This is a genomic window from Mucilaginibacter sp. P19, assembly GCF_050632265.1.
Classification (GTDB): Bacteria; Bacteroidota; Bacteroidia; order Sphingobacteriales; family Sphingobacteriaceae; genus Mucilaginibacter; species Mucilaginibacter gossypii.
Map to the genome: position 1 here is coordinate 5,696,953 of NZ_CP192586.1, position 26,636 is coordinate 5,723,588.

At 43.9% G+C, this 26,636-nt stretch carries 30 protein-coding genes and 1 pseudogene; 10 read left to right on the top strand and 21 right to left on the bottom strand.

Annotation, left to right across the window (positions count from 1 at the left end; all coding sequences use genetic code 11):
* Positions 1 to 5: 5 nt before the first annotated feature.
* The gene (locus ACQ86K_RS27870) at positions 6 to 950 is read right to left on the bottom strand and encodes a DUF4271 domain-containing protein (RefSeq protein WP_091171854.1); all 945 of its coding nucleotides are present in this window, start codon (positions 948 to 950) and stop codon (positions 6 to 8) included.
* Between the two features lie 429 nt (positions 951 to 1,379).
* Between ACQ86K_RS27870 and ACQ86K_RS27875 the strand changes: the two genes are divergently transcribed.
* Together ACQ86K_RS27875 and ACQ86K_RS27880 are read left to right on the top strand one after the other, a co-directional pair.
* Positions 1,380 to 2,627 (top strand): glycoside hydrolase family 97 N-terminal domain-containing protein, encoded by a 1,248-nt coding sequence (locus tag ACQ86K_RS27875; protein WP_431199154.1) that lies wholly within the window; start codon positions 1,380 to 1,382, stop codon positions 2,625 to 2,627.
* Complete coding sequence (locus ACQ86K_RS27880; RefSeq protein WP_431199155.1) at positions 2,627 to 3,256, top strand: glycoside hydrolase family 97 catalytic domain-containing protein; 630 nt, start codon at positions 2,627 to 2,629, stop codon at positions 3,254 to 3,256. The genes ACQ86K_RS27875 and ACQ86K_RS27880 overlap by 1 nt, the downstream gene beginning before the upstream one ends.
* A 97-nt stretch (positions 3,257 to 3,353) precedes the next feature.
* On the opposite strand, the gene ACQ86K_RS27885 is transcribed toward ACQ86K_RS27880, so the two are convergent.
* The 6 genes from ACQ86K_RS27885 to ACQ86K_RS27910 form a co-directional block, all read right to left on the bottom strand.
* Positions 3,354 to 4,073 (bottom strand): hypothetical protein, encoded by a 720-nt coding sequence (locus ACQ86K_RS27885; RefSeq protein ID WP_431199156.1) that lies wholly within the window; start codon positions 4,071 to 4,073, stop codon positions 3,354 to 3,356.
* 608 nt (positions 4,074 to 4,681) lie between these two features.
* Positions 4,682 to 4,918: an Hsp20/alpha crystallin family protein gene (locus tag ACQ86K_RS27890; RefSeq protein WP_431199157.1), complete on the bottom strand. Its 237-nt coding sequence runs from the start codon at positions 4,916 to 4,918 to the stop codon at positions 4,682 to 4,684.
* Positions 4,900 to 5,121 (bottom strand): hypothetical protein, encoded by a 222-nt coding sequence (locus ACQ86K_RS27895; RefSeq protein WP_431199158.1) that lies wholly within the window; start codon positions 5,119 to 5,121, stop codon positions 4,900 to 4,902. Before ACQ86K_RS27895 ends, ACQ86K_RS27890 begins: the two co-directional genes overlap by 19 nt.
* A 100-nt stretch (positions 5,122 to 5,221) precedes the next feature.
* A complete protein-coding gene (locus ACQ86K_RS27900; RefSeq protein WP_431200948.1) occupies positions 5,222 to 5,932 on the bottom strand; it encodes a hypothetical protein in 711 nt (236 codons plus the stop codon).
* Positions 5,933 to 5,975: 43 nt separating this feature from the next.
* Entirely contained in the window at positions 5,976 to 6,326 is a 351-nt protein-coding gene (locus tag ACQ86K_RS27905; RefSeq protein ID WP_431199159.1) for a hypothetical protein, read from the bottom strand.
* A gap of 20 nt (positions 6,327 to 6,346) precedes the next feature.
* Positions 6,347 to 6,868, bottom strand: a complete 522-nt coding sequence (locus ACQ86K_RS27910) for a ferritin-like domain-containing protein (protein ID WP_091171846.1) — start codon at positions 6,866 to 6,868, stop codon at positions 6,347 to 6,349.
* Between the two features lie 342 nt (positions 6,869 to 7,210).
* Between ACQ86K_RS27910 and ACQ86K_RS27915 the strand changes: the two genes are divergently transcribed.
* Both ACQ86K_RS27915 and ACQ86K_RS27920 read left to right on the top strand, forming a co-directional pair.
* Positions 7,211 to 8,116, top strand: coding sequence for a universal stress protein (locus tag ACQ86K_RS27915; RefSeq protein ID WP_091171842.1), 906 nt, complete (start codon positions 7,211 to 7,213; stop codon positions 8,114 to 8,116).
* An 18-nt stretch (positions 8,117 to 8,134) separates the two neighbouring features.
* Positions 8,135 to 8,356, top strand: coding sequence for an SHOCT domain-containing protein (locus ACQ86K_RS27920; RefSeq protein WP_091171840.1), 222 nt, complete (start codon positions 8,135 to 8,137; stop codon positions 8,354 to 8,356).
* A gap of 118 nt (positions 8,357 to 8,474) precedes the next feature.
* On the opposite strand, the gene ACQ86K_RS27925 is transcribed toward ACQ86K_RS27920, so the two are convergent.
* From ACQ86K_RS27925 to ACQ86K_RS27955, 7 genes and pseudogenes are all read right to left on the bottom strand, one after another.
* On the bottom strand, positions 8,475 to 8,738 hold the full coding sequence (locus ACQ86K_RS27925; RefSeq protein ID WP_218134485.1) for a hypothetical protein: 264 nt from the start codon (positions 8,736 to 8,738) through the stop codon (positions 8,475 to 8,477).
* Entirely contained in the window at positions 8,729 to 9,064 is a 336-nt protein-coding gene (locus tag ACQ86K_RS27930) for a CDP-alcohol phosphatidyltransferase family protein (protein ID WP_218134484.1), read from the bottom strand. Before ACQ86K_RS27930 ends, ACQ86K_RS27925 begins: the two co-directional genes overlap by 10 nt.
* A pseudogene (locus ACQ86K_RS27935) lies at positions 9,061 to 9,881 on the bottom strand (phosphatidate cytidylyltransferase). Before ACQ86K_RS27935 ends, ACQ86K_RS27930 begins: the two are co-directional and overlap by 4 nt.
* A gap of 60 nt (positions 9,882 to 9,941) precedes the next feature.
* Complete coding sequence (locus tag ACQ86K_RS27940; protein WP_431199160.1) at positions 9,942 to 10,841, bottom strand: universal stress protein; 900 nt, start codon at positions 10,839 to 10,841, stop codon at positions 9,942 to 9,944.
* Positions 10,842 to 10,936: 95 nt separating this feature from the next.
* Positions 10,937 to 11,941: a lysylphosphatidylglycerol synthase transmembrane domain-containing protein gene (locus ACQ86K_RS27945; protein WP_091171834.1), complete on the bottom strand. Its 1,005-nt coding sequence runs from the start codon at positions 11,939 to 11,941 to the stop codon at positions 10,937 to 10,939.
* Between the two features lie 20 nt (positions 11,942 to 11,961).
* Positions 11,962 to 12,711, bottom strand: a complete 750-nt coding sequence (locus tag ACQ86K_RS27950) for an SDR family NAD(P)-dependent oxidoreductase (RefSeq protein ID WP_091171832.1) — start codon at positions 12,709 to 12,711, stop codon at positions 11,962 to 11,964.
* A 456-nt stretch (positions 12,712 to 13,167) separates the two neighbouring features.
* Complete coding sequence (locus ACQ86K_RS27955) at positions 13,168 to 13,791, bottom strand: nitroreductase family protein (protein WP_091171830.1); 624 nt, start codon at positions 13,789 to 13,791, stop codon at positions 13,168 to 13,170.
* Positions 13,792 to 14,322: 531 nt separating this feature from the next.
* Here ACQ86K_RS27955 and ACQ86K_RS27960 point away from each other — a divergent pair.
* Positions 14,323 to 14,541, top strand: coding sequence for a hypothetical protein (locus tag ACQ86K_RS27960; RefSeq protein ID WP_091171826.1), 219 nt, complete (start codon positions 14,323 to 14,325; stop codon positions 14,539 to 14,541).
* 42 nt (positions 14,542 to 14,583) lie between these two features.
* Here the strand turns inward: ACQ86K_RS27960 and ACQ86K_RS27965 are convergent, their stop codons facing one another.
* The 5 genes from ACQ86K_RS27965 to ACQ86K_RS27985 are packed head-to-tail and all read right to left on the bottom strand — an operon-like array spanning position 14,584 to position 17,980.
* Complete coding sequence (locus tag ACQ86K_RS27965) at positions 14,584 to 15,213, bottom strand: molybdopterin oxidoreductase family protein (protein WP_431199161.1); 630 nt, start codon at positions 15,211 to 15,213, stop codon at positions 14,584 to 14,586.
* Positions 15,126 to 15,389, bottom strand: a complete 264-nt coding sequence (locus tag ACQ86K_RS27970; RefSeq protein ID WP_431199162.1) for a molybdopterin-dependent oxidoreductase — start codon at positions 15,387 to 15,389, stop codon at positions 15,126 to 15,128. Before ACQ86K_RS27970 ends, ACQ86K_RS27965 begins: the two co-directional genes overlap by 88 nt.
* Complete coding sequence (locus ACQ86K_RS27975) at positions 15,353 to 17,254, bottom strand: molybdopterin-dependent oxidoreductase (protein ID WP_431199163.1); 1,902 nt, start codon at positions 17,252 to 17,254, stop codon at positions 15,353 to 15,355. Before ACQ86K_RS27975 ends, ACQ86K_RS27970 begins: the two co-directional genes overlap by 37 nt.
* A gap of 56 nt (positions 17,255 to 17,310) precedes the next feature.
* On the bottom strand, positions 17,311 to 17,568 hold the full coding sequence (locus ACQ86K_RS27980; RefSeq protein WP_091171822.1) for a DUF2061 domain-containing protein: 258 nt from the start codon (positions 17,566 to 17,568) through the stop codon (positions 17,311 to 17,313).
* Complete coding sequence (locus ACQ86K_RS27985; protein ID WP_431200949.1) at positions 17,561 to 17,980, bottom strand: universal stress protein; 420 nt, start codon at positions 17,978 to 17,980, stop codon at positions 17,561 to 17,563. The genes ACQ86K_RS27980 and ACQ86K_RS27985 overlap by 8 nt, the downstream gene beginning before the upstream one ends.
* An 877-nt stretch (positions 17,981 to 18,857) precedes the next feature.
* On the opposite strand from ACQ86K_RS27985, the gene ACQ86K_RS27990 reads away from it, so the two are divergent.
* From ACQ86K_RS27990 to ACQ86K_RS28000, 3 genes are all read left to right on the top strand, one after another.
* Entirely contained in the window at positions 18,858 to 19,319 is a 462-nt protein-coding gene (locus ACQ86K_RS27990) for a hypothetical protein (RefSeq protein WP_091171819.1), read from the top strand.
* Positions 19,320 to 19,357: 38 nt separating this feature from the next.
* Complete coding sequence (locus ACQ86K_RS27995; RefSeq protein WP_256337496.1) at positions 19,358 to 19,486, top strand: hypothetical protein; 129 nt, start codon at positions 19,358 to 19,360, stop codon at positions 19,484 to 19,486.
* Positions 19,487 to 20,014: 528 nt separating this feature from the next.
* Positions 20,015 to 21,583, top strand: a complete 1,569-nt coding sequence (locus tag ACQ86K_RS28000) for an RNA-binding domain-containing protein (protein ID WP_091171817.1) — start codon at positions 20,015 to 20,017, stop codon at positions 21,581 to 21,583.
* A 62-nt stretch (positions 21,584 to 21,645) separates the two neighbouring features.
* Here the strand turns inward: ACQ86K_RS28000 and ACQ86K_RS28005 are convergent, their stop codons facing one another.
* Positions 21,646 to 22,404, bottom strand: a complete 759-nt coding sequence (locus ACQ86K_RS28005; RefSeq protein WP_091171815.1) for a metallophosphoesterase — start codon at positions 22,402 to 22,404, stop codon at positions 21,646 to 21,648.
* 537 nt (positions 22,405 to 22,941) lie between these two features.
* On the opposite strand from ACQ86K_RS28005, the gene istA reads away from it, so the two are divergent.
* Both istA and istB read left to right on the top strand, forming a co-directional pair.
* Positions 22,942 to 24,471, top strand: coding sequence for an IS21 family transposase (gene istA / locus ACQ86K_RS28010; RefSeq protein WP_256337495.1), 1,530 nt, complete (start codon positions 22,942 to 22,944; stop codon positions 24,469 to 24,471).
* 20 nt (positions 24,472 to 24,491) lie between these two features.
* On the top strand, positions 24,492 to 25,238 hold the full coding sequence (istB, locus tag ACQ86K_RS28015) for an IS21-like element helper ATPase IstB (RefSeq protein ID WP_091171809.1): 747 nt from the start codon (positions 24,492 to 24,494) through the stop codon (positions 25,236 to 25,238).
* Between the two features lie 64 nt (positions 25,239 to 25,302).
* Here istB and ACQ86K_RS28020 read toward each other — a convergent pair whose 3' ends face one another.
* Positions 25,303 to 25,968: a reverse transcriptase domain-containing protein gene (locus ACQ86K_RS28020; protein WP_256337494.1), complete on the bottom strand. Its 666-nt coding sequence runs from the start codon at positions 25,966 to 25,968 to the stop codon at positions 25,303 to 25,305.
* Positions 25,969 to 26,636: the final 668 nt, after the last annotated feature.

The following is a 26,636-nucleotide window of genomic DNA, read 5'->3' on the forward strand; positions in this document are numbered from 1 at the left end:
ATAACCTAAATTTTAATATTCAATGCCTTTATTAAAATCAAAACAGGGCAAATTTCGAGGGCACAAAGATACGTAAATAAATAAAACTTATGAAATCGAAAGGTAGAAATTATATTTACGCTGCTCCTGATGTATTGCCATATAAAAATTATAATGATGATAATGAGCGTAACTGTAAGTAATACAGGAATGTATTGTGCACCAAGAAGGCTAAAACAAATAACCACAGGCAAAAAAACAAACGCGATATTAAAATAGGTAAGATGCAGAATATTAAGATATTCGCTCACCAGTTTATTAATATCAAACACAAATCCTAAAAACTTGAGTATTAAAAACTTGAGCGAAAATAAAACAATAATGACTATGGTAAGAAAAGTAAACAGGCCGCTTCCTGCTATTTTATAGTAAACGCCTTTGTATGCAGCCAGTTGATATAAAAACAAACCGAACGTAGCACAAAATAACAAAAACAAGCCCAGGAAAGCCCACGAACTAACCGGACTCTCTTCTTTACCGGCTATCGAAAGTACGCGTTTGCTGTAAAAAGAGGCAAATACATTGCTTACATCTTTGCCCAGGGCAAGGTTAAGAATAGCTGTATACAACAGCATGGCAATAATGAGCACAATAACCCAGGGATCACGCGAAGGGCGGTTATGCCCCTCCATTACCCTGCTCTTTGACCTGGAATGGAGATCAAGAAATCCGTAGCCATGATATAATTCGTGGGCAAAAACGCTATCGGCATATTGGGCACGCATGGCCGCATCAGGCACCCTGAGGTAACGCATAGCAATAGAGTCTGCAATAAATTTATCTCTGTTTTGCATGGCATAAGCTACCGAATCAAGCACCGAATTGCCGGGACGAAAAGCGTGTGTTGGTGATTTTACAGGCGTATCAGCCACTATTGAATCCTGTTGCGCAAAGGCAGCAGTACAATTCAATAAAAACAGCAGGCAACACCAAATAACCAAACAGATCCTCAAAGCTTAAAAAGGGCTTATTATTTTTTGCAAAAGTAGGGTAATTATCTGAACCAGAATTTTATCAATTAATATTTTTTTGAATTTATTTGAACCTTAAAAACTTGCTATTCATTAAAAAGTCGGATTCTTATAAAGAAAAGTCTAATTAATACAATCTGGTTAAAAGGTGGTAAAATATATTTGTTTCAGAATAAGCCAGGGTGGTTAACTGCTTAAGGGATGGCTGAAAATTTAGCAATATTAAGCAGTTATGTAAATTATTTGCCAAACCATTAGTCAAACAGCTCAACGCCGACATTACACCGATAATTAAACAAATAAGCTAAATACCAATCTGGAATATTTAAATTCTTTGCACTGTTTATTTAAATGCCAAAAGCGCTAATTATGAAAATAAATACCTGCTTATTACTACTTGTACTGTGTTTGTATTACAATGGATACGCCCAGCAAAAGACCATCACAATTAGCAGCCCCGACAAACAAATCAATGCCCACATATTCATCATCAAAGGCAAATTATTATACAACGCAGCAGTTAATAATACAATGTTAATAGCACCATCGCGGCTGGGTTTAACTGTTGATGGTATCGATCTGGGAGTTGAAACCAAATTTGCAGGTACTACTTCAAATAAAAGGATAAAAGAAACCTATACTATCAACGGCGCTCACAAAACGGCACGTAACGAAGCGAATGAAATTATAATTCCTTTGCTAACAGCAGAGAAGAAATTCAACTTGATTGTGCGTGCCTATAATGACGGCATTGCTGTACGTTACACATTACCTTACGATACCAAAAAAATCAATGCCGACTCGACCTCATGGGAGTTTGCCGGAAAAGTAACGCAGGTTGCCTGGTCGGGTTATAACGAAGGTTATGAGGGCCTAAGTCATGTAACTCCATTGCCATCAGTTCCACAAAATACACCAATAATGGGGCCCTTAACTTTTAATGTAAACGGGATTTTTGCCTCGGTTTCCGAAGCTGATTGCGAAGACTTTTCAGACATATCTTTTATACGTCATGATAATTCTTTCAAAGCAAACTTCCCCTTTTCACCCAACGGTTGGGATGTACAATCGGATAGCGATACCGAACATTCTGTACTTAAAGGCATTTATGAAAATCAAAAAGTATCTCCCTGGAGGACAACCATCATAACTAAAAATTTAACAGAACTTGTAAACTCAGACCTACTCACTAACCTTTGCCCGGCACCACAAAAGGGTAGCGATTTTAGTTGGGTAATGCCCGGGCGTTGCTTATGGCAATGGTGGAGCGTTGGGGCTCCCCGGTTTGCCGAACAAAGAAATTGGTATGATGCGGCAGCTAAATTAAAATGGGAATATTATTTAGTAGATGATGGATGGCGAAATTGGAGCGAGCCGGGTAAAGATCAGTGGCAGCTTTTGGGAGATGTAATAGCATATGGAAAAAGTATTGGCGTAAAATCAATTGTTTGGGTTGACTCTAAAGAAATGCGATCTGCAGCGGCACGCTATTCTTATCTAAAGCGAATCAAAGATCTGGGAGCAGCGGGTATTAAAATAGATTTCATCCCCCTGCAACGTCATCTATTATGCAATGGTACATGGGTACCATGCAGGATTGCGCAGACCTTAAGCTGATGCTTAATTTTCACGGAAGTGTTAAGCCAACGGGATTGACAAGAACCTATCCCATGGATATTACAAGAGAAGCAGTTAGGGGTAACGAATATCACATGACCCGGTATAAAAGGACAGCGCCGTTAGACCATGACGTATCTGTGCCATTTACGCGTTTTACAGCCGGTGCTGCAGATTTTACTCCGGTAATACTCAACCCGGAGCAACTTACATCGCAAAAATTCACCTGGGCCCATGAATTTGCTCAATCCATTGTATATCTTTCTCCTATTACACACTTCGCGGACGAATATAAATTTTACCTGGAGAGCCCAATGTTTGATTTATTTCAGAAGATACCCACAACCTGGGATGAGACAAAAGTTTTAAGCTGTACCCGAATGGGTGAAATTGTTGCTTATGCGCGCAAAAAAGGAAACACCTGGTGGGTTGGCGTAATGAATGGTGCCGATGCACGCGAAATCAAGGTTCCGCTAAACTTTCTGCAGCACTCAACAAAAGGGACATTGATATATGATGGAGCAGATACCAACGCATCTATTCACCGCGAAGAAAGATTACTTAGTCCCAAAGATACGATTACTATGAAGCTATCGCCGGGAGGCGGCTTTGCAGCTATGTTACAGTAAACAAGGCGTTATATGGCATATGGCGCGCACGGGCACAAGCCAAGCCAGTTAAGCACTTGTTTTGTATAACGATGCGAAATCAACACAAAACACATGATCAATTAATATGTATGTTATTCCGTAACGCCTGTAGCAGCCCAAAAACAAGGTATCCGGCTTTATCTTTACTTACAGTGACCTTTTTAAGGATGCGTCCGGGATCAGGATGAATATTCAATACATCAATATTATGATGATCATTTTCTGTTATCTTATTTCCCGGGTCCCATTTAGCCAGGCCATGTACTAAGTAGCTCAGGTTTGAGTTACCTTCAGGTATATCATTATAATAATCGGGCAATTTAAAACCTTTAAACTCGCTACCATCGCTATAAGTTAGTGTAATATGTAGTTGCGAAGGCCCTTCGGAACTGGTAAGGCTAAGATACAAACCCGAATATTTTTTTTGAGGCACATCAAAGCTAAAACTATCAGCACCCGCAATACAGCGGGCTTGATTATCTTTCTTTCCGTTTTTATAATGGAGCAGTATAGCCGGGTGAGCCGAATTTGCTGCAATTAATGGATCATCGGGCAAGGCAAGTACAGCTTTGTCCCCGTTTAATAATGCAGCCGCCATGGTAAGGTAACCATCCCCTTTACCACCGCCATCAATACCGGTTACCCAACTTTGTAGTTTACCACCGGCAACTGTAGTTACAGGACGGGCGTTTAAAAGTTTACTGATATTGATCTGGATAACTTTATTACCCACCTGACTACTGGCCATAGCACTGGATAACAGAATGATAAAAAGCATAGCGTATTTAAAGTTCATTATTAGGATAGTTGGTAACTAAAGATAGCAGAAAGTGTAAAACCTTATTGCATTAATATTCGTGTTGGCCCAAAATAATTGCGCTACCTTTGCCGCATGGACGTAATAGAATGTATAACTAACTAACAAGCTATTACACGTTAATACAGAAAATTTATTAAACGCCGGTTCTGTTGAATCTGAACGCCCGAATTTAAAAAGGGATGATCCGAATGTCATTTACCCTTCGATTTGCGCTTTTGCTATTGATTTTAAAATATAGACGGGGGGAATATTCTAATCAATAGTCAGTTATCAGTTTGAACGTAAAAACGAGATATCACCTGCTAAATGTTATGTAAATTCCCACCTTGGCAGGATCGTTGAACATGTTATCTCGTCGATGTAGCATTGGTATAAGTGAAATTGCCCTAACGCTACAAGCCAGCCGCCCTGGCGTTTTATAAGTTGTGTGATAATCTGCAGAATGCTGTTAAAGCCAATTTACATACATTCATCGAAGAAATGATACCTCAAAGTGGTAAATTCTCTCTGTACCTACCAGGGGTACCGGATAAATAGCCCCCGCCACCTTTGGGCGGGGCACAAGCCATTTTTAAATATCAGGTTTAATTTACCGCGATATGTTTCGCGGAAGGGCTTTTAATCTGGTGATTATGCGGAACCGTAATTTTCAGCACGCCGTCTTCATATTTGGCGACTACCTTTTCCTTATCGGTTCCTTCCGGAAGTGTGAAGCTGCGGCTAAAGGAAGAATAATTGTACTCTTTGCGGGTATACTTTTCCTCTTTTTCTTCCTTACTTTCTTCCTTTTCGCTGCTAATCGTTAGAACGTCGCCATCCACATCGATCTTAAAATCCTCTTTTTTAGCCCCGGTGCCGACATCGATAAGACATATTGGCCCTTATGGTCGATAATGTTGACTGCCGGGACGTGCAGTTCCTTCCTTAAAAAACCGCCATCGAATAATTCGGTCCAGGGCTTGAAAATATCCTCAAATAAGGCGGGTACCTTGTCGGTAAATTTGCTTACCACTTGTGTTTTCATGACATTAAATTTTAAGTGATTAATAATTTTCAAATCTAAAGGCGGCTTGCCACCAGAAATAGGATCCCGGTCATCCCCAAAAATGACCCGAATCAGGAATTCATGGCGCATAGTATTTGACCAGGGCGACATGGCCAAAATCTCCAAGCACGCCGTCGGCCACGAATTCTGCGTCGCCGCCACCCTTCAACACCTTTTCCAGCGCATCGTCGACTGCGTCGCGGATGTACGAAAAATGATCATAGGGTTCGGTCAGCGCTTCAATCATCCCGGGTTCAGCGCTATGCATGGCCGGAAAACTATAATTCCTTTCCACGACCAGCAACTGGCCTTTGCCTTCGGCGGCGGCCCGCCACACATCGTAAACCCCTTTAGCCAGCCGCTGCCGGCCCGCGGCCTCGTCCAGCCGTACCAATAATTCGCATTCGCGTTGCTTTTGCAGGCTGGCCAGGCAAGGTGCAATCACCTCCTGTAATTCAGTTAGGGTAGCATGTTCATAATTACCCGCTTCCTGACCGATGATCGCGGAAGTATGTTTGCTGATTTTTCCAAAATGGCCGAGTATCCTTTCAGCACCAAGCAGCAGAACAGGTAAAGAATACTCATGGATCAAATTGCCCAGCTCCTCGTCTATATGGCGTAGAAAATTGTCGACAACTACCTGCTTATGCTCGCTGACGTCTGAAAAATTTCCAACCCTTTCCGGGCCATCCGGCACATAATCATAAATTGACCGTGGTATGTTAGAAGGCAATGGCTGCAAAGTGCCGCGATCTCCGAGAAAAATCTTGGTTTCCTGACCGCTTAGCACCAGCAAAAGAACTTTATGGTGCTGTTTGGCGTCGTACAGCAGATCACGGATCTCGAAAGATCTCGTCGATCACCAGCTTTTCGGTTACGGAACAATCAGTGTACAGCACCTTTTCAAATACCGGCGACACATAAATAGCAATTCCTTTCTTGTCAGCGGGCAGGATCAGCCCCTCCAACAGGCTTTGCAGCTTTTTGGTCAGGAGCGCACATTGCTCTTCTGGATAATCGCGGCGCAATTCCCGCGCAGCGTTATCGGCTGCTATCTTTAGCTTATGTGCTATTTCTGCCTTAAGGCTAACCTGCGCATCCATTGGCAGGATCAGCGATAAAGCAGGACGGTAATGTAGGGCATTCAGCACTTCAATGATATCCGGGCTAAGTTGAGTTTTCATGGTTCTTTTTTCTTAATATCCTATTCGGTCGCTGCGGCCGGCGACATAGCCTTCCGATTTAGTTCATGTTCGGCCAGGTATGAAAGCCGCTCGTCAATTTCTTTCTCATCCAGCTCCGCCTGGTGAAACATCAGGCCGGCCTTTTCCAGTCTGACAGCCCCGGCAAACGCAGCCATCGTACCATAAACACTGATCTTGAAATGATTAATGCTTTGTATGGCCGACAGCAGGCAAACATCTCTTACCTCGGGGCGGGTACATGCGGAAAGCCTGTCATCCACATCCGCGATAAAAGCGCTCATTACACCGTTGCCCGGTATGCAGGCGGTGATCTGTTCTTCCCGGCGGAATGCTCCCAATTGCCGGATATGTTTTTCAACAAGATCCTGATAGCCCAGCATCAGCATTTTCAGGGAGGCCGAGTTACCTTTGTTTATCCACCCGAGTACGCTGCTTTTCAAGAGCATTTCTGCACTGATCATCCGGCTGACATCCTCATACAGGAGTTGGCGGAGAGAGGAAGTGGTTGACATCGTTTCCATTGCAAAGTTTATGGGTCAAAACTACCCTTATGGTAGCGGGATAGCGATGATGGTTGTCATGTCGGTAATTGATATTCATCACCTTGGCGATTTAAAGTGCTTGAGATCAGGCATTGCAGTGTCGGCAGTCATTCTTCGGTACCGGCCCGCCGGGTAACTTTGATTTCAAATTCAGTATAATGGCCAAAAAAGCAATAAGCCGACTACTCTAACCGATGCGGATCTGCTAAAAACGGATTTTCCGATCTGCGAAAAAGACGAGCAGGCGCAATGCATGGAAAGGATGCGGAAACTGCAAGCTGAAGCACTAAAATTATGGCGCGCATTAAAAAAGAAATGTAAATGAAAAAGTTGCTTGTACTCACCGATTTTTCAGCTAATGCGGCTCATGCCGAAGTGGCAGCGCTGGATATGGCCCGCAAACTGGGCGATGGCATCCTCTTATATCATACCCTACCTTATGTCCCGTTGATACCGGGCAATGGCGGCGGCCCCTATGTGACCGAAACAGCCGGGATGCTCTTTGAAGACAGCAAAGAACGCCTGATACAAGAGGCCGACAAACTCAGGGAGACTGCCGTCATGACACGGGGCTTCCATGTGGACATAGGGGAAAGAAACGGCGAAGGAATCCTGGGCGACGTCATCGGTGAACTTACTGCAGCGCCGGATATTGAAATGGTGATCATGGGTGGCAGGTCTGGCGACGCACTGGAGCATCTGCTCGGCGGCAGCGACACAACGGCGGTCATCCGGAAAGCCCGCAAACCGGTACTGATCATTCCTCCTGATGCAGCTATAAACCTTTCTGGAAAAATTGTTTTTGCCACGGACTTCGGCATCGCCGATATAGCCGCAATAAGTTGCCTGCAAGAGCTGTTGCCACGTATGAGTTTTGGCCTTGACATTGTCCATATCATCCAACCTGGAGAAGTAGTTACCCATATCGGCGCCGAGGTCGCCTTCCGTAAATACCTTGATCATCACGGGCTCAACTATAACCATGTGCAAGCGGATGACATCCATAAAGGGCTACAGAATTACTGTATTAAAAACGGCGCCAGTATTTTAGCCATGACCCATGGGCAACACTCCTTTATTTCCAGGTTCTTTGGTCATAGTGAATCACAGGCAATGATCTCCGGTCAGCAATTGGCAATTTTAGTTTTTCCGCCCGGTCTTAAATATGACGGACAACCTGGCAACCAGCCTCCGCCGCGGAACTTACGCAAAACGCCTTTACTATAAATTAAAAAATTTCGACCCATGTTTTATTTTTATCACGGTTATCATTTTTGGGGAATGCACTTGTTATGGTGGCTCCTTTGGTTAGTTATATTATTTGGGATATTTGCAACGCCCTATGATCTTCCAGGTCAACGGAAAAGAAAGGATTCGCCCCTTGATATCCTGAAGAAGCGCTTTGCCTCGGGCGAAATAACCGAAGAGGAATACAGGGAAAGAAAGAAGATATTGGAAAATGAATGATATAAAACGGTCATGAAACGTTTATTGAAAACACGAAAAGTAAATGGAGACATAAATCCGTATCCCTTCCTGCTCCTGGTGGCCGTGATCCTGGCCCTGATCTTCATCGTGTTCCATTTTATCTTCCAGAGCCGCGCTTTTTAATCTGCCTGAGCATCCAGTATAGGCCTTTGACATTAGCTTGCCATTGCGGCAGTATCAATACGAGCAGGATTTCTTCGGCGAGGTCAATGATAGTTAAGCCGGCGGTGAGGTAAAACAGGAACGGCACAGGTTCGGGCAGGAAAAAGACCAGAACCAGGAATACCCCCTGCAGTACAGAGGCGACCTTTGCAGCGTAAGTATGAAAACTGGTCAGTTTACCATAACGGATCAGTGCCATGCAGTTCTGCATAGCATAGAGCGGGTCATGCCCCCAACCAGTAGCCATTCGCCGCGCAAAAAGCCGGGCCGATACAGGAGGATACCCAGGATCGCCACCAGTATGGTCAGGTCGTCGGCAACTGAATCGATGCGCGCTCCCAGCAGGCTAATCACTTTAAAACTGCGGGCCAGCCAGCCATCGATGGCATCTGTAAAAAAGCTCAGGGCCAACAACCATTTAAAAACAGTGAACTGTCCTGTCAGGAGCAAGAACAACAACAGCGGTGCGGCAACCAGTCGGTAAAAAGTGATCAGGTTAACCACCCGGTAGACTTTGCTGCTCACCATGCCAACAAGATTAAATAAGCAAAAATAAATGGTGCCGAACCTAACAGGCTGTCGAACCGGTCCAGCATCCCGCCATGGCCCGGCAGGATCGTACCGGAATCTTTGATATCCAGGCTTCGTTTAAGCAGCGATTTAACAAGGTCGCCAAAAGTGCCGGTGATGACGATCGTGACCGACAATATAGCTAATTCCGTTGGACTTAAAAGCGTGAAAAACTGAGCAAGCACACATGCTACGGTTAAGGCCGCGGCCAGGCCACCCACACTGCCCTCCCAGGTTTTTTTGGAGATATCCGCAAAAACAGCGGATGCCTGCCCAGCCAGCGTCCGGACAGGTAGGCTGCTGTATCATTAGCCCATAACAACAAAAAACAACCCGCGGGCAGCGCGAAATGGTAGCTGCCGTGCGGCCTGGCTAAAAATGGAATCGCGGCGAAGCAACAAAGGGGTAACGTGATTATAATGACACCTAAAAAGGTAATGGCCAACCCCTGGAAAGGCTTTTTGGTGTGGCGGTAAAGCGCTGCGACAAAAATGCTGAAAGCGACGGGTATCACCATGAGCGTCCATTTCCAACTGGTTAAATGGGTTATGGCGCCAAAGCCTGAAAGCATCAGGACCATAGACAACAAAGCGGCGCCTATCTTCGAAGTCTTTGCACCAGGTATTTCCAGCAGGCGGTAAAATTCCATGAGGCTGAGCAGGTCGATCAGCAACAACAGCGTCATAAAACTATAAGGGCCACACCAAGTGGCAGACATGATTACTATAACCAGGCCTGTGCCGGTAAAGGTACGACGGCTAAATTCTGTCATGGCGAAGTGAATTTTCAGCACAGATCAATAGGGGTATTTTCCCGTGTCCGACTGCATTCTTCAGCGGTTTTTTATAGAAAAAGTCCAAATACAATGACGATCATGATTTTTTTGATAAACCGGGAACACCAACAACGGTATCTTCTGATGTGCGAGTTCTTTTTTCGCTACGCTGTCACTGAACAGCCGTTTAAAAAAAGTGTACTGATGATGGGTCATGCCCAGCAGATCCGCGCGGGTTTGCACGCAGAGCCGATTCAAACGAACGACCACTTCCTTTCCCCTGATCTCTTTAATGGAAACAGGGCGTTTTAGCTCCACCAACTGACGGCTGAACGCATTTTCCTTTTCGATCTTTCCTACATCGTTCTCACCGTTCAGGGTAACGTGAACGATCTCACTTTGGAAATCCAGGGTTTTGCTTAATTCCTCCAGGTAAAGGATCGCCTTCAAGTCCTCAGGTTCAAAATCGGTGGCAAAAACGATTTTAGATAGCTGGTCCAGGCCAGCTTTCGGTGGCACGACGAGTACCGGGCAATTTGCCGTTTCTATAACCTTCCAGGTATCACTACCAAAAAAAACATGATCGGCCGCACAATCGGTGGAGGCACCTATCACTATCATCTCAAATGCTTGTCCGGCAATTTCCTTCCGCAGTTCTTCCTGAAGGCTACCTTCACAGTAACGGGCACTGAGCTGTGGTTTATATTTGCCGCCCGTGCCGGAAATATGGTCTTTCAGTTTCGATAAAGCATCGTGAACGGCTTCTTTGCCCTCATCGGGTCCAAGTATTGCGCGGGCGATCATGGCTCCCCCGGCGTAGCCCGGCATGACCGGAATCTTCGGTTCACAATGCCATAACACCAGCCCGGCATGCAGTTGATCGGCGAGCCAGGCCGCAGATTCGGCCGCGTGCGCAGCGTTTTTTGAAAGGTCTGTCAATACAAGTATGCTTTTCATAAATAGTATATCAACTAATGACTACTGCAAAATACCAATTGTTGAGTGGCTGGTAAATGACGGAGCGCACATTGGAATATGATCCTGGGCCAGGTTTAGCCGCGTTGGAGGTCCCGGTAAAGGAACAGCCCCACCGGGATAGGCAGCCAGAACGTGAAAAAGCGAAAAAGCAGGGTTAAGACCAGCGCTGCGTGTACCGGTACCCCCAGCAGCGTAAAAAAGAAGGTCATCGCGCTTTCGTAAGCGATTAGCGCACCTGGCGAAATGGGTAATGAACCGATAACCAGGGTCAAAAGTAACCCGAGCATAATTTTGGAGCCCTCAAGTGTTACATGAAAGCCCTGCAGGATTGCAAAGACGGTTAGGGCATCAAATGTGAGGATAGCCATTTGTAGCATGACCGCAGTGGTGACAGAGCCGTTGTTTTTGAATAAGGCCCGCCAGTTGGTTTGTTCGCCTTTTCTTGAAGACAAAAGACTGGCTTTTGCAATATGCCGCCTAAGCCATTTATACCGTTTCAGTTTCCGGAAGATAAAAGAGAGTGCTCGCCTGTCGGCGACGATAAGCATCAGTATGCTCAACGCTGTAAAAAATACAATCCCGGTGCCCACCGTATAACTGATAACACGGTTTACTCTTACGGTATGAAAGGCGTACCAGCCATAAAAAGCAGCTAACAGCACCAAAATAGCCATATAATAGCAAATAGACTCCAGGACCAGGGCCTTAAATGCGGCCAATGCCGGAACCTTTCTTTTGACCAGCTGGCCGAATATGTAGCTATTGCCGCTTATTCCCCCTGTCGGTAACGCCTGGTTAACAAACATGATCACTACTGACAGCTTAAATAGGGTCAGAATATCAGCGTCCCCGGTTTGACCGTTCAGAAGTGTGCGGAGAATCAGTACATTGAACAGATATGTTGTTAGTTGAGCCGCCAGGGCCAGCAAAAGCCAGACCATGCTCATCTGCAGCAATAGCGTGCGAATGTCCCTCAGCTTACCGATATAATGAATGACAAGATAAAATACCACGACGGACAGCGTGTAAAACAAGATACGCGCAGGGCTGAACAGTTGTTGTTTTTTCGGGCCAGCCATGATCGTTTTATCTGATCAGATCATTGCGCTAAATAACCTCCGTCGACATTATAGTAAGACCCGGTAACGAAGGACGCTTTGTCAGAATTAAGCCAAAGCGCCAGTTCGGCCACTTCTTCAGGCTTACCCAGCCGGCCCATCGGGTGCAATCCCTTAAGCAGGTTGATGGTTGTATCGTCCAGGACATCGAGCAACGGGGTTTGAATATAGCCCGGACCAACAGCATTGATGCGTATTCCCTGATCAGCGTATTCCAATGCTGCGGCCTCTGTTAAGCCGATCACGCCATGTTTAGCGGCCACATAAGCCGGCGAACTTTTGGTACCTACCTTGCCCAAAATAGAAGCCATATTCACAATGCTTCCTCCCCCAGAATGGGCCATGGCCGGGATCTGGTAGTGCATCCCATAAAAGACGCCGGATAAGTTAATTGAAATAACTTTGTCCCAGCCATCGAGCGGATACTCACTAACAGTATTTAACGGACCGCCGATCCCGGCGTTGTTAACCGCGATATGAAGGCCACCGAATTGCTGGACAGTTTGTTCAACCAGCTTTTTATGCTCATCCGGAACAGAGGTATCCGCTTTAACAAAAATGGCATCTCCGCCTTTTGCTTTGATCGTTGCAAGTGTTTCCTTTCCTCCTTTTTCATCGATATCGGAAACCACAACTTTAGCGCCCTCCGAGGCGTACAAAACGGCGATTGCCTTGCCAATTCCTGAACCGGCGCCAGTAACAATAGCCACCTTGTTTGCTAAATTGTTCATAACTATCAATCTAAATTATTGTTGATTAAACCTTCTTTTGTATAAGATAAAGATACAGGAAGCAGCGAAAACGCCCATGTCTTTAGTCATGAATCCTTATGACCCTGATCACAATTTTGAAGAGCGGCATAACGTCAGAGATCCACGCTGTAACGTATGGACAACGTAAAATAAGGATACGTTCCGATATCGCTTCCCTTTTATAATGACCTTTTAACGCGAAATAGCCTGGTTCGGCATATACTGAAAAAGTATCCGCAAAGCGGTAACTGATGGCGTTCAAAGGCCGCTGAAAATCCCCGGTCAAAAAACGGCCTCCATCATGCAATTAAGTAACTGTATTACGCTGTGCGCGGAAATTATAGAGAATGCAGGGCTCAACGCTATTGCGTCACGAAGCGATATATTTAATGCAATATTGGAAAGGTATACGTTACCCGCCTGATAACCGGGGCCTCAGCAGCATTCCATCCGGTCAATAAAGATGGCATTATTTTTCGCCCGCGGGTGCGGATCGGGTTTTTCATTGCCGTAACCGAAAATGATCGCCAACTCAACTTCTTCTGCGGATGGTATCCCAAGCTTATGATAAACCGGTGTTTGTTCAATGTATTTACCAAACCCTACAGGGCAGCTATCCAGGCCCAGCGATTTGGCGGCCAGCATCATGTTTTGCGCACACATACCGATATCCAGGCCCGCCCATTCATTCCCTTTGGGCGAGGTGATAAATACAACGACCGGCGCGCCATGAAAGATCGGATCGTCGGATTCCAGGCCAATAGGCCCTGGTGAAAAATGCAACAGTGTTTTGAGCGTTTTCACTGGATGTTTAACCGCAGCATGTGCAACTGCTTTTAACGCAACCTTGCCAATCGCCTTAGAAAATGATGTGATGGTATCCCTGTGGGTCACGATATAGAACTTCCAGGGTTGCCCGTTCATGGCAGAAGGGGCCATTCGTCCGGCATCTATTACCTTTTCCAGGATATCATCATCGGGCATATCCTGCAGATATTGCCGCACCGCTCTTCTTTTAAAGATCGTTTTCAAGGTTTCGTTGTCTGTTGCTATCTTCATGATCGCTGGGTTCAAACTTTTTCAAAATAGTTCCGGAAAAAGGCCTTCTCCAGGAGGGGGAAAATCATAGGGCGATGGTTCCTGAGGCAGTTCTTGGCGCTTTGTAGCAGGAGCTTCGGCCGGGGAGACGGGCGCTACGGGTTCAGCAGAAGGTTTTACTTCCGGTTGTGGCGGCACCGAGGGAGCTTCCGGCGGTACAGGCCTGCTATCGTTTCTTTTATTTTTCATCGGTGAATTTTATTAACAAAGTACCTGAATAGCACACAGTTTATAAATGATCAATATCAGAATCTCAAATGATGCTTGTCATCGATCCCGGAACTCGTTTAAGATCATATTTTAAAGACGCCACCGCATTTTCTGCGGACGGAATGCAGACCATCTTTGAATTATAAAAACCCGATCAGCCGGCACCCCCAAAAACTGTTAAATCAAACCTGCATTCAATTGGGTTGTGGTTACGGCATTATCTTGCTATATGTGATCCTTTCGCCCTTGATGGACAAGAGTACGGAAGACCTTTAAATGACCATGTTAAACCGCAAAGCGGTGGAAAGACTGGAGGCCGTTAACAAGGAGAAGGTTAACTTATACTTCAAAAGCACCTTTGCAAAAGATACAGCATTCAAAAAAGTTTTTACGCCCGCCTTGGGCAAGGGGATCAATAACAGTCCGCATTACAGCTTTACGATCGGGCAGGTAGAATCTTTTGAACGCAACATGAATGAGGCAGAAAGATCATTTTATTAGAAAAGGTAGTATATATTCGCCCCTTTCTCCTGCATACGTGCTTCACGCCGACCATTTTTCGATTCTAACCGCTGTGATTTTGTATTCGGGTGTTTGCACATATTTGTCACGCAGCGAACTGGTTATTTTATTGATAAAAACCCGGGCATCATTAAATGTACTGAATGCCTCACCTTTATTTAACGAGTTATCAATACATACCGTCAGAGAGGCTTCGCCATATTTGCTGACCACTCTTGCAGTATCTCCATCTTGCAAGCCGATGATATTTGCATCTTTTGGGTTTAAGTGAAGCAAATCTGCACGGCAAATATCTTTGTTGGCTGTTCTGTAGGTCATGTTACCTGCGTTAAAATGATAAAGCGTCCTGCCGGTTATCAGGATAAACGGATATGCGGGTGTTACCTGTTCAGGAGTAGGGCAAAATTCAATTATTGATAATTTTGCCCTGCCGCCTTCTCGTGGAAAAGTTTCGGTATGAAGAATGGTTGTTCCGGGGTGATCTGTAGTTGGACAGGGCCATTGGATACCATTATTATCCAACCGCTCATAAGTTATACCATAGGCTGCACTCCAGGTATCTCTTATTTCATTCCATATGTCCTGTGCAGATGAGAAGTTAAATAGTTCCTTTTTTTCATCGCAGCCGCCATAATGCAAACAACCTCCCAATCTGCTTTCACTTCTTGTGGCCGGGATACTGCAGCTCTTACTTTTTGAATCCTTCTTTCCGTATTCATGAAGGTTCCCTCTTTTTCAAAAGAAGAAGCGCAGGGTAAAAAAACATCGGCAAACTTTTTCGCCGTTTCGTTCATAAACATATCCTGAACAATAATAAAATCAAGCATATCAAAAGCTTCTTTGGTATGCTTTGAGTTGGGCATAGTAAAAAAACATCATACCCTATGATCCACATTGCCTTTAAATCTCCCGCTACAGCGGCATCAAGCATTTCAGGGAGAGTTAATCCCCGGGTGGCTGGAAGATCTGTCTTCCATAGCTCCTCAAATCTTTTTCGTTCTGTTTTTACGGAGGCCATCCCGGTATATACCGCAGGGTCGCAGCCCATAACAGCCGATCCCTGCACATTATTTTGCCCGCGTAAAGGGTTTATGCCAGCACCTTCTTTACCTATATTCCCGGTAAGCAGTGCAATTGTTATGAGCGCCATAACATTCTCCGTCCCTTGCGTATGTTCCGTTAACCCAAGACCGTGAAAACACATGGACGGGGATTTTTGCGCAAACAGGCGGGCCGATTCTCTTATCAGGCGTGGATGAACACCGCAGATTTTCGCTGCTCTTTCCGGTGTCCATTCTGCTATAAATTTTTTAAACTCATCCCATCCTTCGGTTCTGTTTATAATAAATTCTTCGTTATGCAACTTTTCGGATACGATAACGTGGGCCATTGCATGAAATAAAGGGATATTGGTTCCCGGCTTTAACTGAAGGTGAAAGGTGGCATATTCTGCCAGTTCTGTTCTCCGTGGATCTATCACGATGAGATTAGCGCCTTTAATTGCAGCTTGCTTAATTCTTGCACCTACTACCGGATGGCTCTCGGTGGTATCAGCTCCTGCAACCAGTATTGTTTTTGCCCTTTCAATGTCATCAAAAGAATTTGTGGACGCGCCCGTGCCCAAAACCATGCTCATGGCTTTGGCTGTAGGCTGGTGACAAACCCTGGCGCAATTATCCACATTATTTGTCCCGATAACAGCCCGCGCAAATTTTTGTATACAGTAATTGTCTTCATTAGTAGCTCTTGCCGAGCCGATGATGCTTATGCTGTCAGCTCCGTGCTTTTTGGAGATCGATGTTAATCTTTCCGCGCAATACTTAATGGCTTCATCCCATGATGCTTTCTTCCATTTACCGGCGCATCGTATCATAGGTTGTGTGATCCGGTCGCCGGCATACATGTATTCCCATGCATAACGACCTTTAACACAAAGATGTCCCTTATTAACCAGGGCATTTTTGGCAGGATGTACCCCTACAATTTTCTGCTCTTTTACTCCAATTTCTATTTCGCATCCCACCCCGCAATAAGCACAAACTGATCTTGTTATATCGTCGGGCGTACCCAATTTGATCGCCTGCTTGTCTTCAATGGCCCCAGTAGGGCATGCATCAGCACATGCGCCGCAACTTACGCATGAGCTTTCGGCGAACAAACTCTTAGAATCGGAAATAATTTTAGTCTTATCGCCACGGTTTATGATATGCCATACAAATTGTCCCTGTAGCTCATCACATATCTTTACGCATCTCGAACAGTTAATGCAACGTCCCATATCCACTTGCATATAGGGATGTGAACTATCAATAACCGGGGTGGTTGTATTTTTAGTTTCTTCTGTTATGCCGTAATGTTTTAGCCATTGATGAAATTCCTTTTGCGGGAATCTTGTTACCTCAGAAAAAGGATAATCCCTTGCCAACATTTGCAATATGCCTTTCCTATAATCCTCAATTTCAGAAGTATGTGTTTCCACTACCATTTTATCAGTAAGGAGGGTGCGGCAGGCCGGTTGCAATTGGTCCTGGCCTTTTACCTTCACCAAGCATGAACGACAAACAGAAAAAGGATGCAGGCGCTCATCATAGCAAAGAGCCGGCACATCAACGCCAATGCGATGAAGCAGGTTCAGAATAGTCTGACCTGCTTCGCCGTGATGCTCTTTATTATTAATGATGACACTATACATATCAAAGCATTGTATACGGGTAAATAGGTGGTAAAACTACAGGCACTATACCCCCATTATTGATCTGTTGTTTTATAAATAATTTTACCCCATCTAATTTTATCCCAAATTCTTTCATAAAAAAAATAACCGATAGTGGTGTAAACGTTACTGACTATCATAAAACCAACCGCAACTTTTATTTGTCCGGTAAACAGATAGATGGCTGCGAAATCAAGAATTAAAATGGCGGCCCTATAACTGATAGCTTTTACAATAGACCTGCGGACAGTTTCTTCTGCGTGATGAGTACCGGGAAATAGTTTTTCAATCATGTTTTGTCGGTACAATAAATATGGGTATTGTTGAATGCCTGATCACTTTTTCCGATACACTACCTACCAATAAACTGGATAACCCGGTTCTGCCATGTGTTCCGAGTACTACTAAATCAGCTTCCCATTCTTTTGCAACTCTCAGAATAGCCTCATAAGGATTTCCTTGTTCCACAAATGACCAAATTTTAAAATCACCAAATACTTTTTCAATTAATATTTGTTGATTATCAACATGGTTACTTTTAATAATTTCTGCCAATTCCTGACTTGTTGCCCCGGTTTCGCTTACTAAAACTGTTGTGTCAACAACGCTTACTAATGCGATTTCCGCATTGAGTTTCTTTCCTAATTGAAATCCTTTTAGTGCAACAATTTCAGATGTCGGGCCATCATCTGTTGCTATTAATATTTTTTAAAATCGCTCATATGGTTATGCCTTATTTAAATTGGTGCTTACAATAGGCCCGAAATGAAAGAGCTATAAATTATATCAATTAAGTTGTGTTAGCCCTTTTATAAAGATATTCTGAAGTTAATTACAAAAGAATGATAATAATCATTCTTTTAAATATTGAATAATACGCGATGGATTTTGATTAACCACCAAATTTCATTTTTAGAGCATAATGAGGCGCTGTATAACAGACGCCTTCCTAAAGCAATTATAATTCCTTACTTGTTTTCTCAATTTCGTAAAACAAAGAATTTCAGGCTACCCTTTTTTTATTTAAAGCTCGTGGCCATAAAAGCATTTCGTTTTCAACATTTGTTACTCACCGTAAAATCGCTATCGTTGTTGCCCGGGAAATGGTTTAGGGCTATGAAACAAGCATTTACCAGCACCACATTGGCACCCGGTTTTGCTGCGATTGCCAATAAGCTATCGGCCGTACGCATAGTCCTGGCAAAAAAATCGTCATAACCGGGAAGTCAATTTCATGCTAAGTTCGGGTGTAAGAGTATTTTTAAAATGCTCCCCACCAAATCAACTGCCCGGCCTTATTTTACTATCTTTAAATGTACGGCATACCTAATGCATCTTATACCTTACGTGCGCGAGGGGAAGACCTCCGCGGGCCAAAAATTTAAAAACTCAACTTGAATCGTAAAAAGCACCGGTGATTAACCGCTTCATATTTTTGCGCTTGCTCAGCAAAAATGACTGCCATACCAAATTCACATCGAGGTTTGTAATGTAATTTTTATCATTTCATAGTATAACCGCAATCATTTTGCATCACAATAAATACTTATAATTTACAGTGGTTTATTTAAAGCTGTAAGTTATGAAAAGAATAAAATTGACGGGCATAGCCCTGTTACTGATCGTGGCCGGATGCGCCACATCCAAAATTACAAGCTCATGGAAAGCCAAAAATGCTGCCCCCCATAAATATAATAAGATACTGGTATTAGGACTTGTCCGGGCCGCAGACCGGACTCTTCAAGAGAACATGGAAAACCATATGGCGGGCGATTTAAAGGCCCGGGGTTATAATGCTGTAGCATCAATGCAGGAATATGGCCCCAAAGCCTTCGACAAAATGGACGAGCAAACGGCAATGAGCAAAATTAAAAATGACGGAATTGACGCTGTTATCACTATCGTAATGCTCGATAAGGAGAAAGAAAAAAGCTATGTCCCGGGCCATATTTATTACTATTCACCCTATAGCTATTATTACAATCATTTCTGGGGTACCATACAGCAATATCCCGCCGCATTTATGAGCCCGGTTACTATGTGACAAATACCCGGTACTTTTGGGAAAGTAACCTCTATGAAATGGACACCCAACAATTGATCTACTCTGTACAAACACAGTCTTTTAATCCATCTGATTCAGAGGCCCTTGGCCATGAATACGGGCAACTGATCCTTAAAGACATGGTAAAACAACAAGTAATTCAATAGGAAACCGGATAAAGCCTGAGGTCAAGAAATACCCACTTGTCCTTATCATATAGTTTGTCTAACAAATCTTCATCTATGTCATGAACTAAAGCCATCTCTTTGGGAAAATATCGCTTAAGGTTAATAATAAAGCACTTCAATTTATAATTAAATTCTTGACCAAATATTGATCAAAGTAGTCTAACAGGTTATAATTTACTTTGACAGGCTGCTTATAACCGTGGCCTGAAAAATTTAATTCGTTCTCTCTTTTACTGCAAAGTGCATGATCTTAAGATTATCTTTGTCTGACTCAGTGACCCGGGTGCCCGGAACAAAATATTCCTTGTCAATATAAATATTCAGAAACCCGTAATTGCGCTTACATTTGCCAAATGGCAGGAATTGAATTTATAACTGTATTACAATTAGTTACATTCAAAAAGTAACAAATAAGTAACACTGCGATAGAAAATTTATCGCGGGGGCTTTAAAATGGAGAATTAAATTTTAATTCGATACTATGACATTCCTCCTTATTTTTACAACATGCCATTACACGTCAATATTGAAGATTTATTAAACGCCCGTTCTGTTGAATCGGAACGGCTCGAATTTAAAGAGGGATGGAATCCTGATGCCATATACCGTTCAATTTGTGCTTTTGCGAATGATTTTGAAAATGTGGGTGGTGGCTATATTCTGATTGGCGTGGAAGAAGAAAGCGGGATTGCCAAGCGGCCCGTTGTAGGTTTAAGTGCCTCCAAGATTGCCTCTATTCAAAAAGAGATGATCGGGTATAATAACCTGATTAACCCCGTTTACCATCCTAAACTCTTTATTGAAACTGTGGATGGCCAGCAAATTTTAGTTATTTGGGTGCCCGGTGGTTCTAACCGCCCTTATGAAGTGCCTGAACAAATTACGGCCAAACAAAAAAGATACTCTTATTATGTACGTAGGTATGCCAGTTCTGCTGTTGCAGATATGGAAACTCAGCAAGAACTGATTAGTCTGGCCAACCAAATTCCCTTTGATGACCGCTCTAATCAATATGCCAGCATAGATGATATTTCAATGGTACTCATTCAGGATCATTTGCGCCTGATAGGCAGTAAATTGATGGAAGCTTCCGATCAGCATGCCAAAACGGAAGTATTAGAACAGATGCTCCTGGTTGATGGCCCGCCCGAACACCGCTTTCCCCGGAATGTGGCATTGATGATGTTTAATGAACACCCGGAAAAATTCTTCCCGGCCACCTGGGTGGATGTCGTGTATTTTCCAATGGGTGAAGGAGAATCGGAATTTCTCGAATACCCGCGTATTACAGGCCCCGTACCTACTTTAATCAGAAAGACACTGGACTTATTAAAAACAAACTTTTTAAAGGAAAAAGTCATTAAGCAAGCTGACAAGGCCGAAGCAATCCGTATTTGGAATTACCCTTACGCTGCACTGGAAGAAGCTGTGGCGAATGCATTATTTCATCGTGATTATCAACTGAGGGAGCAGGTTGAAATCCGGGTTTCACCGGAATCCATCGTGCTGCTTAATTATGGTGGCCCTGATCGCTCTATCCGTCAGGAAGATTTTATCAGCGGCAGGATAAGGCCGCGCCGTTACCGCAACCGCCGGTTAGGAGATTTTTTAAAGGAACTCGATTTAACGGAAGGCCGTGCCACAGGCATTCCCACTATTAAACGTGTTTTGGAACGTAATGGCTCTCCTGAACCATCTTTTCGCACAGATGATGAACGTACCTTTTTCGAAGTAGAAATATTTTGTCATCCTGCTTTTAAAAACGATGTTGTTCTTATAGATGATGCCCAAAAGGAAGTGGCAAGTAATAAGGAAGGTAATAGAGATGGTAATAGGGATGGTAATAGAGATGTTATTTTGCTATCCCCGAAACAAAAGGAAATATTAAACTTTTGTCAAATCCCCCAAAGCCGGGTAGATATATTCAATCACCTTGGCATTTCGAATCAGCCTAAAAATTACCGCCTGCATATTTTACCACTAATACAAGCTGGCTATATCACTCTTACCGAACCTGATAAACTTTCCAGTAAATATCAAAAGTATCAAACCAGCAATACCGCTCCCACTACCTGAAATTCTTGTAATAAAATTTATTTGCCGTCAGTTGAAAGGATTTACAATAGTGCCATCATATGCTAAAGTTCAATGCATTTATCGGTATGATAGAGTAAATGCTCGTTGCGCTGAACGTAGCCAAGCTGATTTGTCAGCAATTTTGTATGACCTATTTTAAACTCAGGAATATTTTGATGGTGATGTCCGTAAATCCAATAATCCGGTGTGGTATCTAAAATCAAATCATCTAATATCGTTGCAAATGCCTCGTTCAGGTAGTCTCCTTTATATTCCGGAGGGTAGTTTTTAAAAGTTGGAACGTGATGTGTGATCACTACTTTTTTACCTGGTGTATCTTCTTCTAAAGCTGAGCGTAGAAACGTAAGGCTATTTGCGTGAAAATAATTATAGTCGGGAATTTGAAAGCGCTTTCCATCATAACTAATTTGATAAAAATCATTCAGGCCACGTTCTATCCGCCAGCCATTTAAAAGACTGATGGACGACCACAATGTGGAAAATAGTAACTGATGCGCGCCAATTTTTTTAACCACGTTATTTATCAGTGACACATTATTTCTGATCTTTTCTTCAAATGAACCCGATCTATTTGAAATATCACTTTGATAGTACTCGTGATTTCCTGGTATCCAATAAGTTGCTTCAAAGTGATCACTGATATAATCAAAAAAGTCCCTATGTCTATCTATCCTGGTAAACAAAGTAACATCGCCAGCCAATATCAAAATGTCGCCTATGGGCTTAATGGGGTTAGCTTTTACATAGGCTTCATTTTGGGAAAATTCTAAATGAAGATCGGAGCAGTACTGTAAAATCATGGCGTTTCAAAATTAGAAAAAAGGGCGCTTTAAAGTCATTATTCAGGACAATTATCTGATTTAACTTTTTAAATTCACTTATTTATATTGCTTTTAAATTGGAGCGATATTAAAATAAATTAACATAAAATTACCATTACAGCAATTATTCAGCGTTTCTATTGACTGAATATATTATATTTGCAATATAATTTGCTGCTCGCAAGATGATAAACTTAGTAAAGTTTGTTTTTGGGCCTTACAGAAAAGATCGGCTGTGATCATCCCGGAACTTTGTCTTCTGTATTGTTTCGTGACCTGACACCGAAGCAATTTTTTCAATAATTTGCCTCAATTAACCCCTTGATTTTTGTTGTGGAGATTCTGATGAATGTGACCACTCCATTCCGGCGCAAGCTGACCACCCATTCCGGGCGAAACTGACCAGTGCATTCCGGGGGAAATTGACCACCCCAAACGCGTAGCAAATGCTGTAGAAGTAACCATCTTTTGAGGGCAAAGACACCTTCGTAAAGCATGGCCAACTTAACAATCAGCATGAGTAAGATCAGAAAGATACTAAGGATGTACAGCCAGCAGCGGCCCCTAATGACCATAGCTGCCCAGGCCGATGCATCAAGAAACACAGTAAAAAAGTACATCGCAGCTTTTAATGACAGCGGCTTTACCTTTGAAGAGGTTAACGCACTGAACGACAAAGAGCTGGAAGATTTGTTCGGCAAGAGCAAAGAACACCCGCCTAACGCACGTATGCAGTCCATGCCGCGCTGCTTTCCCCACGTCGATAAAGAACTCAAACGAACTGGCGTTAACCGGCAGATGCTATGGGAAGCTTACTTTAAAGAGTTTCCTGACGGCTACCAATACAGCCAGTTTTGCTTTTATTATAACCAATGGAAGGCCAGGGTAAACCCGACCATGCACATGGACCACAAGGTCGGTGATAAACTATATGTTGATTTTGCCGGTGAAAAGATGAGCTATACGGACAAGGAAACCGGTGAGATCATGGCTGTAGAGGTTTTTGTAGCTATTCCGGGTGCCAGCCAGTTAACGTATGTAGAGGCCGTTATGAGCCAGCAAAAGGAAGACTTTATAGCGGCCTGCGAGAATACCCTGCACTTTATCGGCGGCGTTCCTGCCGCCATTGTACCGGATAACCTGAAGGCTGCAGTAACCAAAAGCAGCCGCTATGAACCTACACTGAATGAAACATTTGAAGACTTTGCAGACCATTATGGCACAACTATTCTACCAGCGCGGGCGTACCGCCCGCGTGACAAGGCGTTGGTAGAAGGTGCCGTTAAGATCATTTATACCAAGATCTATGCACCTTTAAACAAGCATGTTTACCACTCTTTAACAGAACTCAATACAGCGATCTGGCAGGCCCTGGAGGTTCACAACACACAGATGCTCAAGGGCCGCAACTATAGCCGCAGGCTACAGTTTGAAGAGATAGAGCGCCAAACCCTGGCACCACTGCCTGTCCTGCGCTACCAGTTCAAAAAGCAGTTCCAGGCCAGGGTAATTAAGAATGGCCACGTTAACCTCGGCCCGGACAAGCATTATTACAGCGTCCCTTATCGCTATATCGGCAAGCGGGTCAAACTGTTATACTCCCGCACTACCGTAGAGATCTACTCCAATTATGAGCGTATCGCCTTGCACAAGCGCAATAAAAACCCTTATGGCTATACCACAGACAAAGAGCACATGGCCAGCACCCACCGCTTTAAAAGTGACTGGACACCAGATATGTTCCTGGATTGGGCAGCCTCCATTCACGAGGATGTAAGGCTGTATATCCTCCAAATACTGGAGCGTAAACAACACCCGGAACAGGCTTACAAGTCCTGCCTGGGGGTACTTGGCTTTGCTAAAAAAGCAGGGAATGAACGATTAACAGTGGCCTGTCAGCGGGCATTGAGTTATGGCGTCTATAACTATAAAACGATACAAACCATACTCGAAAACAAGATGGATAACTATGAGGAAAGCTTATTTGCCAATGAGTTGCCAATGCCAGATCACGGTAATATCCGGGGAGAAGACTATTACAAATAACCATTTAAAACAACAATAACATGAATACAAGCACCTTAGACAAACTGCGGAAGATGAAGTTCTTCGGCATGTTCCATGCCTTTAAAAGCAGCATGGAAACCGGTAAAACGAATGATTATACAGCGGACGAACTGTTGGCCCACCTGGTAGAAGCCGAATGGGATGACCGGCAAAACAGGCGTATCGAACGCACGATCCTTTATGCCAAGTTCCGCTATAAAGCGGCTATAGAAGACGTTCATTATCATGCCGACCGAAGCATCGACCGCAACCAGATCATGCGCCTGGCGGACTGTACGTTTATTGACCGCTTCGAGAACCTGCTGATCACTGGCAGCACAGGTATCGGTAAAAGCTACGTGGCTTCTGCTATAGGCCACCAGGCCTGCATATTGGGTTACCGGGTATTATATACCAGTACGCCCAAACTGTTCGCTAAACTGAAGATGGCAAAGGCAGATGGCTCTTATATCAAGGAGATCGCCAAACTCGAACGGCAGCAACTACTGATACTGGATGACTTCGGTATACAGCCTTTTGATGCACAAAGCAGAGCTGCCCTGATGGAGATCATTGAGGACCGGCATGGAAAGACATCGCTGATCATCACCTCACAATTGCCGGTCAGTAAATGGTTTGAAGTAATTGGTGAAAAAACGATTGCTGATGCGATCCTGGACAGGATCGTTCATGATGCACACCGTATCGAACTGAAGGGAGAATCTATGAGAAGAAAACGTAGTGTTGAACCGGAAAACAGCCACTAATGGAATTACCTTTTAAATAACTACTTTTGTACATGCTTTTATAGCATTTGCTGCAACTCAAAAGTCAGCTAACCCGGTGGTCAATTTGGCCCGGAACAGGGTGGTCAACATCTCCATAACATACAATATATTGTTCAATATACTTGTCCAACTGGTCAAGATATATGTTCGCGAGTATGGGACTGATTAGCCCGCCTTGGGGTGTCCCGCTAAACGTTTTATGAAATGTCCAGTCTTCAATATATCCTGCGTTTAGAAACTTTCGGATGAGGCGCAGGAAACGCTCATCACTGATCCTTTTTCTAAGGACTTCGATCAAAACGTTGTGTTGGATATTATCAAAGAACCCTTTGATGTCGCCCTCAATGAACCACTTAGCGCCGGTGAACCGGTTCTGGACCTGCATTAATGCAGTATGGCAGCTTCTGCTTGGCCGGAAACCATGAGAACCGTTTTCAAACTGACCCTCAAATATGGCTTCCAGTAGCATTCGGATGACCTCTTGTACCAGTTTGTCATCTACAGATGGGATACCCAATGGCCTTTTTTTACCATTTTTCTTGGGGATGTAGACCCGCTTGGCCGGTTGAGGTTGATAAGTTTCGTCTTTGAGTGCGCCTATGAGTTTGTCGATACGGGTTAAACTCATGCTATCAATGGTGGTACCGTCAGTACCTGGCGTCATGTTCCCTACTTTGGCATTGATACGTTGATAGGCAGCATAGTACATTTCCTGATTGAACAGTACCCGATAAAGCCTTTCAAACTTATACTCCGAGGATCGACAGTGTTTCCATAGACTGCCTAATATTATTGCCGGATGTCTCAATGTCTCTCACATTTTCCATTAGTAATGTTAGGCGATACCGCTGTTCCCCTTCGCCATGTACAAGGCTTTCCCTTGCCCGGACTACTATGGAAACTCCGTTGCCATGTCGGATATTCATGAGCCAGAAGCTTAATAGCCACGCCAGTGGCGCTCCGATTTAGGCAATCCCCGTTTAGCACTTTGATAACATAGCGTAATAGATTGCCGGATACGATTTCCGTCCTTTTCTGCTGATTGCAGCTGTGCTGTAACTTGTTCCTGCCGTCATGGCTGCGAGGGTGTCATGTCGGTGTAACAGAATGACGATTCAGCTATCTTACGCCACTGATGCGAGGCCCCCCACTTGGACTATCGTTGAACCAGTTTGGGTTTTATCCTTATATCTATTGTTTCATCTCCGCATTCAGTCGCAAGTTTAATAGCTACCTGACTTATACGTTTACCGACATGCTTCTTCTCCGTTATTGGTTTCCCTCAAGGATAGGTCGGTTGATGATGGGCTTTGGAACACATGCCCAATACTTGCTAAAGTATATTTATCAAAGCGCCTTTACGGGCGCACCTCGCAT